Annotated in this window: 13 protein-coding genes; 4 read left to right on the forward strand and 9 right to left on the reverse strand. The window is 75.9% G+C overall.

Translation table 11 applies throughout. From position 1 onward, the window contains the following. Positions 1-17 precede the first annotated feature (17 nt). Positions 18-1,238, reverse strand: a complete 1,221-nt coding sequence (locus tag ACFSJS_RS26915) for a hypothetical protein (protein WP_380904922.1) — start codon at positions 1,236-1,238, stop codon at positions 18-20. Between the two features lie 365 nt (positions 1,239-1,603). Between ACFSJS_RS26915 and ACFSJS_RS26920 the strand changes: the two genes are divergently transcribed. Then, positions 1,604-2,794: a TerD family protein gene (locus ACFSJS_RS26920; protein ID WP_380904972.1), complete on the forward strand. Its 1,191-nt coding sequence runs from the start codon at positions 1,604-1,606 to the stop codon at positions 2,792-2,794. Between the two features lie 277 nt (positions 2,795-3,071). Continuing rightward, on the forward strand, positions 3,072-3,263 hold the full coding sequence (locus ACFSJS_RS26925) for a hypothetical protein (RefSeq protein ID WP_380904924.1): 192 nt from the start codon (positions 3,072-3,074) through the stop codon (positions 3,261-3,263). A 111-nt stretch (positions 3,264-3,374) separates the two neighbouring features. Here the strand turns inward: ACFSJS_RS26925 and ACFSJS_RS26930 are convergent, their stop codons facing one another. Beyond that, the gene (locus ACFSJS_RS26930; protein ID WP_380904926.1) at positions 3,375-4,928 is read right to left on the reverse strand and encodes an alkaline phosphatase PhoX; all 1,554 of its coding nucleotides are present in this window, start codon (positions 4,926-4,928) and stop codon (positions 3,375-3,377) included. Between the two features lie 93 nt (positions 4,929-5,021). After that, the gene (locus ACFSJS_RS26935; RefSeq protein WP_380904928.1) at positions 5,022-6,533 is read right to left on the reverse strand and encodes a hypothetical protein; all 1,512 of its coding nucleotides are present in this window, start codon (positions 6,531-6,533) and stop codon (positions 5,022-5,024) included. 290 nt (positions 6,534-6,823) lie between these two features. Here ACFSJS_RS26935 and ACFSJS_RS26940 point away from each other — a divergent pair, with 290 nt between their 5' ends. Both ACFSJS_RS26940 and dapA read left to right on the forward strand, forming a co-directional pair. After that, positions 6,824-8,677: an endonuclease/exonuclease/phosphatase family protein gene (locus ACFSJS_RS26940; RefSeq protein WP_380904930.1), complete on the forward strand. Its 1,854-nt coding sequence runs from the start codon at positions 6,824-6,826 to the stop codon at positions 8,675-8,677. 113 nt (positions 8,678-8,790) lie between these two features. Continuing rightward, positions 8,791-9,681 carry a 4-hydroxy-tetrahydrodipicolinate synthase gene (dapA, locus tag ACFSJS_RS26945; protein ID WP_380904932.1) on the forward strand — a complete coding sequence of 297 codons (891 nt, stop codon included), beginning with the start codon at positions 8,791-8,793 and terminating at the stop codon, positions 9,679-9,681. Positions 9,682-9,968: 287 nt separating this feature from the next. On the opposite strand, the gene ACFSJS_RS26950 is transcribed toward dapA, so the two are convergent. From ACFSJS_RS26950 to ACFSJS_RS26975, 6 genes are all read right to left on the reverse strand, one after another. Next, entirely contained in the window at positions 9,969-10,586 is a 618-nt protein-coding gene (locus ACFSJS_RS26950; RefSeq protein ID WP_380904934.1) for a hypothetical protein, read from the reverse strand. Positions 10,587-10,705: 119 nt separating this feature from the next. Continuing rightward, positions 10,706-11,554 (reverse strand): EI24 domain-containing protein, encoded by an 849-nt coding sequence (locus ACFSJS_RS26955; protein WP_380904936.1) that lies wholly within the window; start codon positions 11,552-11,554, stop codon positions 10,706-10,708. Positions 11,555-11,680: 126 nt separating this feature from the next. After that, positions 11,681-12,679 carry a 2,3,4,5-tetrahydropyridine-2,6-dicarboxylate N-succinyltransferase gene (dapD, locus tag ACFSJS_RS26960; protein WP_380904938.1) on the reverse strand — a complete coding sequence of 333 codons (999 nt, stop codon included), beginning with the start codon at positions 12,677-12,679 and terminating at the stop codon, positions 11,681-11,683. A gap of 97 nt (positions 12,680-12,776) precedes the next feature. Further along, positions 12,777-13,781 (reverse strand): CU044_5270 family protein, encoded by a 1,005-nt coding sequence (locus tag ACFSJS_RS26965; protein WP_380904940.1) that lies wholly within the window; start codon positions 13,779-13,781, stop codon positions 12,777-12,779. Continuing rightward, entirely contained in the window at positions 13,774-14,376 is a 603-nt protein-coding gene (locus ACFSJS_RS26970) for an RNA polymerase sigma factor (protein WP_380904942.1), read from the reverse strand. Before ACFSJS_RS26970 ends, ACFSJS_RS26965 begins: the two co-directional genes overlap by 8 nt. Positions 14,377-14,488: 112 nt before the next feature. Next, positions 14,489-14,809, reverse strand: a complete 321-nt coding sequence (locus ACFSJS_RS26975) for a DMT family transporter (protein WP_380904944.1) — start codon at positions 14,807-14,809, stop codon at positions 14,489-14,491. Positions 14,810-14,843 lie beyond the last annotated feature (34 nt).

Here is a 14,843-nt window from a genome sequence, read left to right on the forward strand (position 1 = left end):
GCGCGGCCGGACGGGGGTCAGCCGAGCCGGGAGAGCGCGGTGCGGACGGCCGCCAGGTCGGCGTCGCCGGCCAGCCCGGCGTGGTACAGGCGCAGCTCGTTCGCCCCCGACTCCCGGGCGTGGATGGCGTGTTCGGCCAGCTCCCGGGGCCGTCCGCCCATGCCGGAGACCACGGTGAGGTTGGCGGCGAGCACGGTGGAGGCCGTGCGGTGCGGCAGGAACGGCGAGATCACGTCGGTGCGTTCGGCGTCGCTCCCGGTGCAGGGCAGCACCACGCCGTCGGCCAGGCCGAGCACGCCGGCGGGGTCCACGCCGACGTTGGCGCCGCAGCGGTGGGGCGCCGGATCGGCGTGCAGCAGCACCCGGAACTCCCCGGCGCCCCGGTCCCGGGCGGCGGCGCGGACGGCACGGACGACCTCCTGCTGGAAAGCGCCTGCCGTCCGGTCGCGCCAGGCCGAGGCGGCTTTCGCGAGCTCCTCCCCCAGCAGCTCCACCACCTCCTCCCACTCCTGCCGGCGGTTCGCGGCGCGCTCCTCGCGCTCCCCCGTCCACAGCGGCTCCAGCGCCGCGGTCACGGCCGACCGCAGCCGGCCGGGGTCGGCGCCGTGCGCGGCGTAGCCCGCCTCGCAGACCTCGCAGAAGCACAGCGACATCAGGTACTGCCCGGCGCCGCCGAGCCGCACCCCGCCGGTCTTGTCGTGGGCGCTCAGGTGCGGCAGCCCGTACCATCCGCACGACTCCAGCTCGGTGCCGCGCGCGCCGGGACGCACGGCGGAGTCGGCCGCGAGGCGCACCGCGTACGCCCGCACCTCCTCCCTGGCGATGCACGGCGCCCACGGGTAGCGGTCCCCGTAGGCGTTGCGGACGGTGAGGTGGGGGTGCTCCTCGCCGAGCCGGGTGCTGTGGGCGAGGATCACCCAGGAGTGCACCTCCAGCCCGGCGCCGGCGAGCGCGGCCGCGGCCTCGCCGTAGGGGTCGTCGCCCGCCGTCCACTCCTGCGGGCGAGGGCGCGGGACCCCGGGGGCCGCGTCCTCCCAGCGGGACGGGTCCAGCGGGTGGTAGACGGCGGAGTGCCGGGCGGTGACGATCCGGTGGCGCGGGTGGCGCGGGGTCAGCGCCCGGGTGGAGTGGTAGGCGGAGGCGAGGGTGACCTGCCGGACGCCGAGGTCGGCGATCCGGCGGGCGGCGTCCGGGTCGCCGACGACGTCCCAGGGGTAGACGAAGGCGGATGCGCGCATCGGGCAGGCTCCTTTGGCGGCTGGAGGAACAAGGGGTCGGGGCCGGGGCGCGGGGGCGGCGGGAGCAGGCGGCCGGCAACCGCCATGATGGTGCCGGACGTGCGTGTCCGTGAACAGCCCCGGACCACCGCTCTCCCCGGCTCCCCGCTTGGCTGAGGTGGGAGGGCCGCAGCGCCCCGGCGAACCATCAGAACCTACCGACCGCGGACCTGTATGTGAACAGGGTTCAGCAGCCAGGACACCGCATCCTCTCCCGGGAGGTGTCCGGCGGGCCCGGGCCGGGCGGGCGGCGCAGCGACACGCCGGGCTCGCCCGGGTCGTGGAACCGCAAAGCCCCGGCGTCCGTTAATCGGACCATGACTGCGATGACCCCCGGTTCGAACCTCCCCCTGCCCGTGCCGCGCGTGGCGGTGGACGTCACCGCGCCGGTGCGGCTGGACGTCTCCGGGCTGCTGCTCGGCGCCGACGGCAAGGTGCGCTCCGACGACGACTTCGTCTTCTACAACCAGCCGTCCGGGCCGGGCGTCGCCCACGGCACCGCCGGCGGCCACGACACCATCACCGTGGACACCGCGGCGGTGCCCGCCGACGTCGAGAAGATCGTGGTGACGGCCAGCCTCGACGCCCCGGGGGCGACGTTCGCCGGCACCGAGCCCACCGCGACCGTCCGCGACGCGGACGGCGGCGCGGTGCTGGCCACCTTCACCCCGCCCCGGCTGGGGCCGGAGACGGCCCTGGTCGTCGTGGAGGTCTACCGGCGGAGCGGCGCCTGGAAGGTGCGCGCGGTCGGCCAGGGGTACGCCGACGGACTGGCCGGCATCGCCACCGACTTCGGGGTGACGGTGGAGGAGCCCGCCGCCTCCGCCGCGCCCCCGGCGCCTCCCGCACCGGCAGCGCCCCCGGCGCCCCCGACGCCCCCGGCGCCCTCGGCGCCCTCGGCGCAACCGGCGCCTCCCGCACCGGCGGCACCCGGGAGCGGGAAGATCAATCTGGACAAGGGCCGGGTCGACCTCCGCAAGCACCAGACGGTCTCCCTGGTCAAGGGCGGCAGGCCGCTGCTGTCCTCGGTGCGGATGGGCCTGGGCTGGGAGCCCGCCTTCCGCGGCAAGGACGTCGACCTCGACGCCTCGGTCATCGCCTACGACGCCCGCCGCAAGAAGATCGACAACTGCTACTTCGGCAGGCTCGCCATCCTGAACGGGACGATCCAGCACTCCGGCGACAACCTCACCGGCGAGGGCGCCGGGGACGACGAGAGCATCACCGTCCACCTGGGCGGCCTGCCGCCCGAGGTGACGGGCCTGGTGTTCACGGTGAACTCCTTCTCCGGGCAGAGGTTCACCGAGGTCGCCAAGGCGTACTGCCGACTGCTGGACGCCGCCACCGGCGAGGAGCTGGTCCGCTTCGACCTGACCGACTCCGGGCCCCACACGGGCGTGCTGATGTGCAAGCTGGTCCGCCAGTACTCGGGCGAGTGGGAGATGACGGCCCTGGGGGAGTACGTCGACTCCCGCACCGTCCGCGGCATGGTCAAGCCGGGCGGAGCGGCCCTGTAGCCGTCCGGGCCGGGAGGAGCGGGCGGTGTGACCGGAGCGCGGAGGAGCGGTGAAGGACGCCGGGGCATGGCGTGAGGGCCCGTCCCGGCGGCCGGCCGGCGTGATATCCGTCGCACCGGCCGGCGGGGAAAGCGCCGTCAACTCCCCGCCCCGAGCGGAGAGTTCCCAGGTCAACGGCGATTTCGGTCATTTGCGGTGAGATTGATGTTTGAACCAAGCGGGGGGAGGGGAAGTAAAGGGACCTGCCGTTGTCATACCCAGCCCCTACTCTGGTCCTATGTCCACCACTTCCGAGCAGGGAAATCCGGGCCCCCAGCGTCAGACTCCCGCACAGGCGAACGAGGCGCTCCGCGCCTTCGTGCGCGCCCACGGCGACCGTCCCTGGTCCCGTGCGGAGCTGGCCGAGCTGGACCGGCTGCGGGCTGCGTGGCGGGCGGCCGGGCGGGCCGGGGTGACCACGGCCGCGTGAGCGGCACCCGATGAGACGGCGCACCAGCGCAGACGGAAGGGCCGGCGGGGCGATCGCCCCGCCGGCCCTTCCCCGTGTACGAGGGCGCGCGGCCGGCCGCGGCCGCGCGCCTCAGCGCTCCCGGTGCCTCTCCCAGGGGCCGGTGATCGCCAGCAGGATGCCCGGGTCCTGGATCCCGGCGAACAGCGTCCTGCCGTCGCCCGAGAAGCACACCCCGGCGAACTCGCTGTACTCCGGCTCCTCCTCCGTTCCGATGTTCACCTCGTTGCGGGCCACGGGGAAGACCCGGCCCCGGTCGTCGGCGGCCATCAGGTGCTGGAACCCCTCGCCGTCCTCGGCGATGATCACTCCGCCGTACGGCGAGACGGTGATGTTGTCGGGCCCGTCCGGGCTTCCGGGGGCCAGCGGGTCGCGGTGGGCGCCGAAGCGCAGCTTCAGGGTGAGGGTGCGGCGGCGGGGGTCGTAGAACCACACCTGGCCGTCGTGCGGCTGCCCCGGGCTGTCGTCGTCACGGGCGTAGGAGGCCACCACGTACGCGCCGCCGTCGGCCCACCACATGCCCTCCAGCTTGCGGGCGCGGGTGACCTCGCTCCCGGTGAACTGCCGGCGGACGGGCACCTCGCGGGCGTCGCGGTCGGGGACGTCCACCCAGTCCACGCCGTAGACCGTGCCGGGCCGCACCGCGCGGGAGAGGTCGTCGACGAACCGGCCGCCGGAGTCGAAGCAGCGGAACGCCTGGAGGGTGCCGGCGTCGTCGGCGAGCGTGCGCAGCCGCCCCCGGCCGTGCCGGAAGCCCTTCGGCGGCACCCAGCGGAACAGCAGGCCGTTGGGGTCGGAGTCGTCCTCCGTCAGGTACATGTGGCCGCGCGCCGGGTCCACGACGACGGCCTCGTGGTCGAAGCGGCCCAGTGCCTTGATCGGCTGCGGGTCGCGGTTGGCCCGCCGGTCGTGGGGGTCGACCTCGAAGACGTAGCCGTGGTCGCGGGTCATGCCCCTCTCGCCGGCCCGGTCGGAGTTCTCCTCGCAGGTCAGCCAGGTGCCCCAGGGGGTCGCCCCGCCCGCGCAGTTGGTGGAGGTGCCGGCGAGGCCGACCCACTCGGCGAGCTTCTCCCCGTCCCGGGAGACCTCCACGACCGTGCAGCCGCCCGCGGCGGCCGGGTCGTAGACCAGCCCCTCGGCGAGCGGCACGGGAAACTCCCAGTCGCTCCGCGGGCCCTTCAGCTCGTGGTTGTTGACCAGCAGCGTCCGGCCGCGGGGGCCGTCGAAGGCCGCGGTGCCGTCGTGCTTGGCGGGGGTGTGCTCGCCGCTCTCCAGGCGGGTGACGCCGCAGTGGGTCAGAACGCGGTAGGAGAAGCCGGCGGGCAGGGCGAGCACCCCGTCGGGGTCGGGCAGCAGCGGCCCGTAGCCCCGCGCCCGGCGCTCCTCGCCCGGCTCCCCCCGGTCCCGGCCCCCGCCGCCCTGGACTCCCGACGCCCCCGAGGTGCCCGCCAGGATGCCGGCGGCGGCGCCGGTGACGGCGATCCCGGCGCCGGCCACCACGGTGCGCCGGGACGGGCGCCCGCGGCCGGCTCCACCGGCGGGCCCGGTCGCTCCCGCGTCCCCCGGCGGCCCCGCCGGACCGGTCGGCCCCGTCGGATCCTTCGGCATGGTCGGCGTGGTCGGCATCGTCTCTCCCGTCCGCTCTGGGCGATGGCACGGCGACGGCCACGATCCCGCCCCGCGGAGAACGGGGGTTGAACGGCGTGCGAACCGGGCGGCTCAGCCGCGCGACCTCGCCCTGTACGCCGCCTTGCGGGCGTCCTTGGCGGCACGCCGGTCGGGGTGGACGCGGCTCATCGCCTCCAGCACCTCCCCGGTGGCCGGGTGGTCGACGCGCCAGGCCTTGTCGAAGAAGCCGCTGTGCTGGTCCACCAGACCGCGCACCAGCTCGCGCAGCTCCTGCGAGCCGTCCCCGCCCTGCCGGACGGACAGCTGCGCGGCCAGGGTGTCGACGGTCAGCCAGAACACCATCTCCTCGGAGGGCGCCGGCACGTCGGCCAGCCCGCGTTCGGAGAGCCACACCCGGGCCAGCCCGCCCAGGTGGCCGTCGTCGAGGACCTCGCGCAGGGCGGGCTCGGCCTCCGCGCCGACGAGCGAGAGGGCCTGCTGGCAGGCCAGGCGGCGGCCGGGCGCCCGCCGGTCGTCGCCGCGGGCGGCGGCCAGCAGCTCGCGGGCGGCCTCCAGCGGGGCGCGCCGGGCGAGCCACAGCTCGATCTCGGTCCGGGCGGCCTCCTCGCCGTGCCCGGGGAGCGCGTCCAGCAGGGTCCGGGCGTCCTCCCCGGCGAGGTCGCCCACGGCCGGGGCGTGGACGCCCGCCTCCAGCATCCGCCGCCGCACGCCGTACAGGCCCAGCGGGGTGAGGCGCACCATGCCGTAGCGGGCCACCTCCTCCTCGTCGGGGAGCCGGGGGCCGTCCCCGTCCCCGTCCCCGTCCTCGGCTCCGGCCCCGTCGGCCTCCTCGGCCAGGGCGTCGTCCATGGGGTGGTGCACGACGATGCCGGCCGGCTCCAGCAGCCGGAACTGCTCGTCCAGCCGGACCATCACCTCCGAGACCTCCTCCAGGACGTCGTCGGTGGGGTGCTCCATGCCCTCGGGGACGACCATCGAGGCGGCGAGCACCGGCAGCGGCACCATGGCCCCGGCCTCCACGGCGGGGTCGGTGGCGGTCAGCAGGTAGAGGTTGGCCAGCGCGCCGTCGAGGAGGTCGGCCTCCTCCTCCGGGTCCCAGTCGAGCGCGTCGAGGTCGAGCGCGCCGGGGTCGAGGGAGGCGGGGTCGAGGCGCCCGTCCTCGCCGAGCAGGTCCTCCAGGCCGGGGACGGCCGCCTCGGCGAGGACCGCCTCCAGGCCGTCGAGCCAGAGGTCCAGCACGTCGGCGGGGCTGCCCCGGGTGAGCAGGGCCAGCTCCTCGCCGGGGACGGCGGTGCCGGCGCCGTCCCCGGCGCCGTCGTCCTCGCGGACCTCCAGCAGCCCGGTGTCGACGGCCAGGTCCCACGCGCGCGCCGCGTGCTCCTGCGCCTCCTCGTCCTCCCCGTCCAGCCCGAGGAGCGCGGCGGCCTCCGCCAGCCGCCCGTCGGGCAGTTCGCCCCCGGCGCCGACCCGGACACCCTCCTGCGCCCAGCGTGCGAGCCGGGTCGCGTGGGAGAGCAGCGGTGCGGCGAGGGCCTCCCGCGCCAACTCGGCCTCCGCGGGCAGCCGTACGGGCGGCGCGGCGGGGCGGTCGTCACCGGTCATGGGGGCGTGCTCCTCGATGGGTCGGCGGGACGAGCGGCAAGAGCCGGGGGGCGCTGCCCAGCGTAGACCGCTTCCGCCCCGGCCGTCCGGTTCACCGGGTCTTCCGCCTCCGTACCGCTCCCCTTCCTTGACAAGCACCTGACCAGGACGGCACGTTACGCGCGTAGAGAAACACACGGCAGGACCGTGTGACCGCTCTCCCCGGCACCACCGGCCGGGCGGCCGGAACGGCACCGCCGCTCCTCCCCCACGCCGCCCCTTCCACTCCAGCCCCGTCCCGGAGGGACCCCTTGAGCAGATCCCCGGCGGCCCGCACCGCCCGCACCGCCGCCCTGACCGTCGCCGCGCTGACCTCGACCCTGCTGGCCGTCCCCGCCTCGGCGGCGGAGCCCTCCGGCGGGGCGGGGGCGGACGGGGCGGTCCGCATCCACGACATCCAGGGCGGCACCCGCCTCTCGCCCCTGGACGGCACGCGGGTGTCGGACGTCTCCGGCGTGGTCACCGGCGTCCGCACCTACGGATCGCGCGGCTTCTGGATCCAGGACACCGCGCCCGACGCCGACCCGGCCACCAGCGAGGGCGTCTTCGTCTACACCGGCTCGGCCCCCGCCGTCTCCGTCGGCGACCTGGTGAGGGTCTCGGGCACGGTCGACGAGTACCGTCCGGGCGGCGCCTCCTCCGGCAACCAGACGATCACCCAGATCACCCGGCCCCAGGTCGCCGTGGTCTCCTCCGGCCACGCGCTGCCCGCCCCGGTCGTCCTGGACGCCGCCGCCGTCCCCGACGCCTACGCCCCCGAAGGCGACCCGGCCGCGGGCGGCCGCATCGAGGACCTGGAGCTGCGGCCCGGCAGCTACGCGCTGGACCTGTACGAGTCGCTGGAGGGCATGGACGTCCGGGTCGCCGACGCCCGCGTGGTCGCCCCCAGCACCGAGCACGCCGAGCTGTGGGTGACCGTCGAGCCCCGGCAGAACCCCACGCGGCGCGGCGGCACCGTCTACGGCGGCTACGACCGGCCCAACCCCGGCCGCGTCAAGGTCGAGTCCCTCGTCCCGCTGGCCCAGCGGCCCTTCCCCACCGCGAACACCGGTGACGTGCTCGCCGGGCCGACCACCGGCCCCCTCGACTACGACCAGTACGGCGGCTACCTGGTGGCCGCCCGCGAGATGGGCACCGTGACCGACCGGGGCCTGCAGCGCGAGCGCACCCGCCGCCAGCACCGGGGCGAACTGGCCGTCGCCACCTACAACGTGGAGAACCTCCACCCCGGCAACGGCCAGGAGAAGTTCGACCGGCTGGCCCGGGGCGTGGTGGAGAACCTCGCCTCCCCCGACATCCTGGCCCTGGAGGAGATCCAGGACGACAACGGCCCCACCGACGACGGGACGGTCTCCGCCGGCCGGACGCTGACGCGGTTCGTCGAGGCCATCGCCGCCGCGGGCGGCCCCCGCTACGCGTGGCGCTCCATCGACCCGGTCGACGGCGCCGACGGCGGGCAGCCGGGCGGCAACATCCGCACCGTCTTCCTCTTCGACCCCGACCGGGTCTCCTTCGTGGACCGGCCCGGTGCGGACGCGGCCACGGCGGTCGGCGTGGCGCGCGAGCGCGGCCGGGCCGTGCTCACCCACTCCCCCGGCCGGATCGCACCGCAGGACACCGCCTGGGAGGACAGCCGCAAGCCGCTGGCCGGCGAGTTCCGCTTCCGCGGCCGCACCGTCATCGTGGTCGCCAACCACTTCGCCTCCAAGGGCGGCGACCAGTCCCTGCACGCGGCCGTCCAGCCGCCCGAGCGGTCCTCCGAGGTCCAGCGGCACCGCCAGGCCGAGGCGGTCAACCGTTTCGTGCGGCAGGTGCTGGCGGTGGAGCGCCGGGCCAAGGTGGTCGTGCTCGGCGACATCAACGACTTCGAGTTCTCCGCCACCGCCCGCAAGCTGACCGCGGGCGGCGCGCTGCGCAACGCGGTGCTCTCGCTGCCGGAGTCCGAGCGCTACACCTACGTCTTCGACGGCAACTCCCAGGTGCTGGACCAGACCCTGGTCTCACCGGGCATCCGCCGCTTCGACTACGACATCGTCCACGTCAACGCGGAGTTCGCCGACCAGGCCAGCGACCACGACCCCCAGGTGATCCGCTTCCGTCCCTGACGGGCCCTCCGGCCGTGCCGCCCTCCGACCGGGGGGCGGCACGGCCGCACCGGCGGCGGCCGGGACCGGGACCGGCTGGACCGGCCGCTTCCCCGTGGGCGAGACTCACCCCCATGTCCGCATCCCCCTTCGGCCGCGTCGCCGCCGCCATGATCACCCCGTTCGACCCCTCCGGCGCCCTGGACCTCCCCGGTGCCCGGCGGCTCGCCGCCCACCTGGTGGACCGGGGCGGCTGCGACGCGCTGGTGCTCAACGGCACCACCGGCGAGTCCCCGACCACCTCCGACGAGGAGAAGACGGCGCTGGTGCGGGCCGTGGCCGAGGAGGTCGGCGACCGGGCCCGGATCGTGGCGGGCGTGGGCACCAGCGACACCCGCCACTCGGTGGAACTGGCCCGGGCCGCCGAGCAGGCGGGCGCCCACGGCCTGCTGGTCGTCACCCCGTACTACTCCCGCCCCACCCAGGAGGCCGTCGCCCGCCACCTGGCCACCGTCGCCGACGCCACCGCCCTGCCGGTGATGCTCTACGACATCCCCGCCCGCACCGGCCAGGGCACCGCCCTGACCACCGGGACGCTGCTGCGCCTCGCGGAGCACCCGCGCATCCGCGCGGTCAAGGACTGCGCCTACGACCTGATGAAGACGGCGAAGGTCCTGGGTTCGACCGGGCTGGTCTACTACTCCGGCTGCGACGAGATGAACCTGCCGCTGCGCGCGGTCGGCGCCCACGGCTGCGTCAGCACCGTCGCCAACGTGGCCGGCCCCGCCGTGCGCGGCGTCCTGGACGCCTTCGACGCCGGCGACCACGCCGGGGCCGCCCGCCGCCACCAGGCCCTCGTCCCGCTGGTCGACGCGATGATGTCCGAGGTACCCGGCACGGTGGCCGTCAAGGCGCTGTTCGCGGCGGCGGGGCTGCCGGGCGGTCCGGTGCGCCCGCCGCTGCTGCCGGCGGACGGGGAGCTGACGGCGCGGCTGGCCGACGCCCTCCGCCGGGTCCTGGGCTAGGCGGTTTCGCCGGGACCGGTCGGTCGTTGGTCCGGGTGCGGCGTTGACCGGCGCACAGGGGGCGCGGATCGAGCCGTTGCTCCCGGAGCGGACGCCGAAGCGGGGTGGCCGCCGGCCCTCGACCGCGGGGCCCGCCGCCAGCGCGACACCGCCGAGCGGTGCACCGGCCGCCTCAAGCGGTGGCGCGGCATCGCCACCCGCCACGGGAGGACCGCGGCCCTCCGCCCGGCCGCACCGCGCATCGCGGGCACCTTCCCCCGGTCCGCCCGTGGTCCGGACGAAGCCGCCTAGCCGTGCCGGGCGACGACCTCGCGGACGGCGGACAGGTCCGCTTCCTTCTCCTCTTCGTCCTCGTACCGGCCGTCTTCGCCCCGGAACGCCACGATGGCCTCCGGGGTGAAGTCCCGGCCGAAGCGGTAGGCGTCCAGGCAGTAGTCGAAGCCGGACTCGCCGAAGAGGTCCACGTCCTCGCGGCGGCAGTACTCCGCCAGGCCGTCGGACACGTGCCAGCGCGCACCGTCGCACCAGAAGACACCGCCCGCGCAGTGGATCGTCCGGCCCGTCGCGGAGTCCGCGAGGTTCAGCGACTCGTAGTTCTCAGGGCGGTCGCGGACCAGGGCGACGAGGGATGCGGGAACGCCCTCGTAGAGGGACTCCTGAAGGGCGAAATCCCCCTCGGCGTACAGGTTCAGCTCCGACTCGTGGTCGAACGTCAGCAGGAGCACGCGGCCGTCCTCCGCGAAGTACCAGACCGCGGACTGGCCGCCGCGGTCGTTCCAGGCCGGACGGCGTGCGCCGGTCACCGCCACCGGTTCGACCCCGGCGAGCTCGTCCACGATGGCCGCGCGGCGCCGCACTTCCGGGAGGGGGGTCGCCGCCAGGGCGTCCCACGTCGCATTCCTCATTCCCGCAGAGTATCCACCGCCTGCGACAAGGCTCACCGGCTGCCCCGCCGCCGGACACGTCGCCTCGACCGGCCGGCGGGGCGACCCGGGGGAACCGCCCCTGGTCCGCCGGGCCCGGGCTAGAGCCGCCCCGGCCCGCCGGGCGTCCCCTGCGGCGGGTGCGGCCCGGCGCCGGGGGAGGCGGGCCGGGACTTCCCGCCGTCGCGGCCGCCGTCGGCGCCGCCGGGCGCGGGGGGCTCGGTCAGCCCCCTCACCAGCAAGGTGGCTCCCGCGACGGCGCCCGGCATCAGCAGGACCGCGGCCAGCGGCACCAGGAAGGCCAGCACCAGCGGCGTGCCGAACCCGACGGCCAGCGCCTTGTGCTCGCGCAGCAGCCGCATCCGCTCCCGGACGGGGACCCCGCGGCGCTGCAGGGCGACCGAGGTGAGCTCGACGGTGAGGAAGAAGCCGGAGACGGCGAAGCCGACCACCGGGACGACGGTCTGGCCGACGACGGGGACGAACCCCAGCGCGAACAGCAGCACGCCGAAGGCCAGGGCCCTCACCAGGACGTGGAGGCTGTCGCAGAGCGAGATCCACAGGCTCCGCAGCAGCGACGTCTCCGGCCCCTGGGGGCCGCCGCCCTCGGACTCCTCCACCTTCTCCGACAGCGACTCGTAGAAGGGGTCGCCGACCAGCAGGGTGACGGCGGTGAAGGTGAGCACCGCCAGCAGCAGCCCGCCCGCGAACAGCAGCACGGTGAACGTGCCGCGCAGCAGGCCGGCCCAGGGCGACGCCCAGTCGTCGGCGAACGGCGTGGCCCAGGCGGCCAGGTCGTCGGCGCGGAGGGCGAGGACGGCCAGGGCCGCCGCGTACAGCACCAGGGTGACGAGGGCGGGCAGCAGCCCGAACCCGAGCCACCGCCCGTTGCGCAGGACCCATGTCTGACCCTGCCCCAGATACCGCACACCGGCCATGAGATCGCCCATGGCCGCAAAGGGTAACGGCCCCGCGCCCGGGGGGCGGCGGCGGTCCCGGGTTTCCGTCCGGGGCGGCGGGGGCGGCCCGCGGACCGGCGGGGGCGGCCGTCGCCCGGCCGCCCCGGCCGGACGGCGTCAGTCGTTGCTGTGCAGCGCCGCGTTCAGGCCGCCCCAGGAGCCGGAGCGCTGGAGGGCCTCGACCGCCCCGGTGGTGGAGTTGCGGCGGAACAGCAGGTTGCTCGCGCCCGACAGCTCCAGCGCCTTGACGACCTTGCCGTCGGGCAGGGTGACGCGGGTGCCGGCCGTCAGGTACAGGCCCGCCTCCACGATGCAGTCGTCGCCCAGCGAGATGCCGATGCCCGCCTCGGCGCCGAGCAGGCAGCGCCGGCCGATGGAGATGGTCTGCTTGCCGCCGCCGGAGAGGGTGCCCATGATCGAGGCGCCGCCGCCGATGTCGGAGCCGTCACCGACGACGACGCCCGCGCTGATGCGCCCCTCGACCATGGAGGTGCCCAGCGTCCCGGCGTTGAAGTTGACGAAGCCCTCGTGCATCACCGTGGTGCCGGAGGCCAGGTGGGCGCCCAGCCGCACCCGGTCGGCGTCGCCGATGCGCACGCCCTTGGGGATGACGTAGTCGGTCATCCGCGGGAACTTGTCGACGCTGGTGACACTGAGCTGCTTCCCGGCGGCGCGGGCGGCGAGCCGGGTCTGCTCGATCCGGTCGACGGGGACGGGGCCGAGGCTGGTCCAGGCGACGTTGGCCAGCAGGCCGAAGATTCCGTCCAGGTTCTGGCCGTGCGGCGCGACCAGGCGGTGGCTGAGCAGGTGCAGCCGCAGGTAGGCGTCGTGCGCGTCCAGCGGCTTGTCCTCCAGGGAGGAGATGACCGTGCGGACGGCGACGACCTCGACGCCGCGGAGCGGGTCCGGTCCCAGCGCCTGCGGGGCGGCCTCGCCCAGCAGTTCGGCGGCGCGCTCGGCGCTCAGCCGCTCGGTGCCGGACGGCCCGGCGTCCTCGGCCAGCTCGGGGGCGGGGAACCAGGTGTCCAGGACGGTCCCCCCGTCGGCCGTGACGGTGGCGAGTCCGGCGGCGACGGCGCCGGTGGCGGGGGTGGCGGTTGCGGGTGCTTCGGTCATGGCCAAACGCTAACCGGACACGCTCCGCGATGGCGAACCGGTCCCACCGGGCGGACGCACCGTCCCCCCCGTCCGCCCCCGCCGCGGCAGGCGCCCCTCAGGGCCGCTTCCCCTCGGCGTCGACGAGCGCGCGGCGCTCGACGGCGGTCTCGAGGAGCACCTGGCCCTCCTCCAGCTCCCTGCCGCCCCCTCCGGGGACGTCCTCGGTGTGGTCGCGGACCACCGTCGTACGGGACCCGAGGTAGGTGAAGGTGACCGGGTCGAGCAGGACCTCCTCGCGGCGGGGGTCCTCCGCTCCCCCCGTCCCCCCGTCGAGGTAGAGCGCGACGGCGTCCCGGCCGGCCGCGTCCCGCACCAGGCGGTCGGCGACCTCCACCCCCTCGACCGTCGCCATGGCCCGGTAGAGCTCGGCGAGCCCGCCGTGTGCCACGGGGTACGCCCCGGCCAGTACGCGGAAGGCGCGGAAGGCGTGCGCCTCCCGCGACTCCGCCGGTCCCGGGCCGGGCTCCGCAAAGCCCTCCTCCCGCTGGGCCCCGCCGTCCGAGGGGTAGAACCGGCGCATCCGCTCCAGGACCTCCTCCGGGTCGTCCGGCGGCAGCCTCGTGAGGAAGCGGAACAGCTCGCGCGGGGAGTGGTCGTCCCCCTGCCGCCCGTCCTCGAACGCGGGGTCGTCGTAGCGGCGCCACTCCTCCCGGGGAGCGGTGTCCATGCTCCCGCCCTGCGAGCCGTGGACGGTCCGGAGGTAGACCCACTGGCCGTCGCGGGGCCGCGGGTCGGCCATGCCCTCCACCGTGGCGGCGGCCCGCTCCAGGAGGGCGGCGGCGTCCCCGGACACCGCCTCCGCCGGGAGCTGCGAGGCGGCGGGCGGCACCGCGACGTACCCGTCCGCCCCGGTGAGGTGGCTGCCGGCGAACGCCGCCGCGGCGACCGCGACGGCGGCCCCCGCGACGGCCGCCCGCCAGTCGCTCCGCCACCGCCGGCGCCGGGTTCCGCTCCCGCGCTCCGCGGCGGCCAGCAGCCGCCGCCTGCCGGGGGCCAGGCGCGCGCGGTCCGGCACGGGGGCATCGGCGCGGAAGCGGCGCAGTTCCGTCGTCTCATCCATGGCTGGTTGCCTCCGCGGGGTCTGCGGCCAGGGTCGGGTCGCCGCCGAGCGCGGCGCGCACCTTGCGGCGGGCCCGGTTGAGCCGGGAGCGGACCGTGCCGACGGGGATGGACAGCGCCTGGGCGACCTCCTGGTAGCTCAGGTCCGCCCAGGCCACCAGGAGCAGCGCGTGCCGGTCCCCGCCGGAGAGCCCGGCGAGCGCCCCGGCCAGGCGGGCCGAGGCGGCCTGGGCCGCCACCCGGCTGTCGGCGCCGTCGACCCAGTCGGTCCAGGAGGCCGCCACCGGGTCGCGGCCGGTGCGGGCGAGGGCGCGCAGCGCGCGCACCTCACGGCGGCGGTGGCGTCCGATGAGGTTGGCCGCGATGCCGTAGAGCCAGGGTCTGGCGCCGGCGCGGTCGGTGTCGTAGCGGGAGCGGTTGCGGAAGGCGATGAGGAAGGTCTCGGCGGTGAGGTCGTCGGCGACCTCCTCGCCCAGCCGCCGCGCCGCGTAGCGGTGGATGTCGGCCGCGTAGCGGTCGTACAGGAGCGCGAAGGCCTCGGGGCTCTCCCTCGACTGCCGGATGATGGCGGCGTCGTCCGCCGGTGGATCGGCCACGTGGTCCCCGTTCCGGTGGTGTGCGTCGGTGGTCCGTTCACCCGTTGTTGCCCGGTGGGGGCAAAGGGGTTCACGGCGCGCGCCGGAGACGGGCGGCCGGACGGCGGCCGGGTCAGTGGCCCCCGCCCAGGTTGAGGACCACCACACCGGCGATGACCAGCAGGATCCCGATGATCCTGGCGGCGTTCACCGCCTCGCCGATGAAGACCATCCCGATCAGGGCGATGGCGGCGGTGCCCACGCCCGACCAGATGGCGTAGACGGTGCCCACGGCCATCGTCCTGAGCGTCTGGGCCAGGAGCACGAAGGCGACGGCGTACCCGGCGACCGTGCCGAGGGTGGGCCACAGCCGGGTGAAGCCGTCGCTGTACTTCATCGAGGTGGTGGCCAGCACCTCGGCCAGGATCGCGCTCGCCAGCATCAGGTACACCATGGCACGAGGCTATGCGGCGCCCGGGCGCACGGGC

This window comes from Streptomyces desertarenae (genome assembly GCF_042681365.1).
Taxonomy (GTDB): domain Bacteria; phylum Actinomycetota; class Actinomycetes; order Streptomycetales; family Streptomycetaceae; genus Streptomyces; species Streptomyces desertarenae.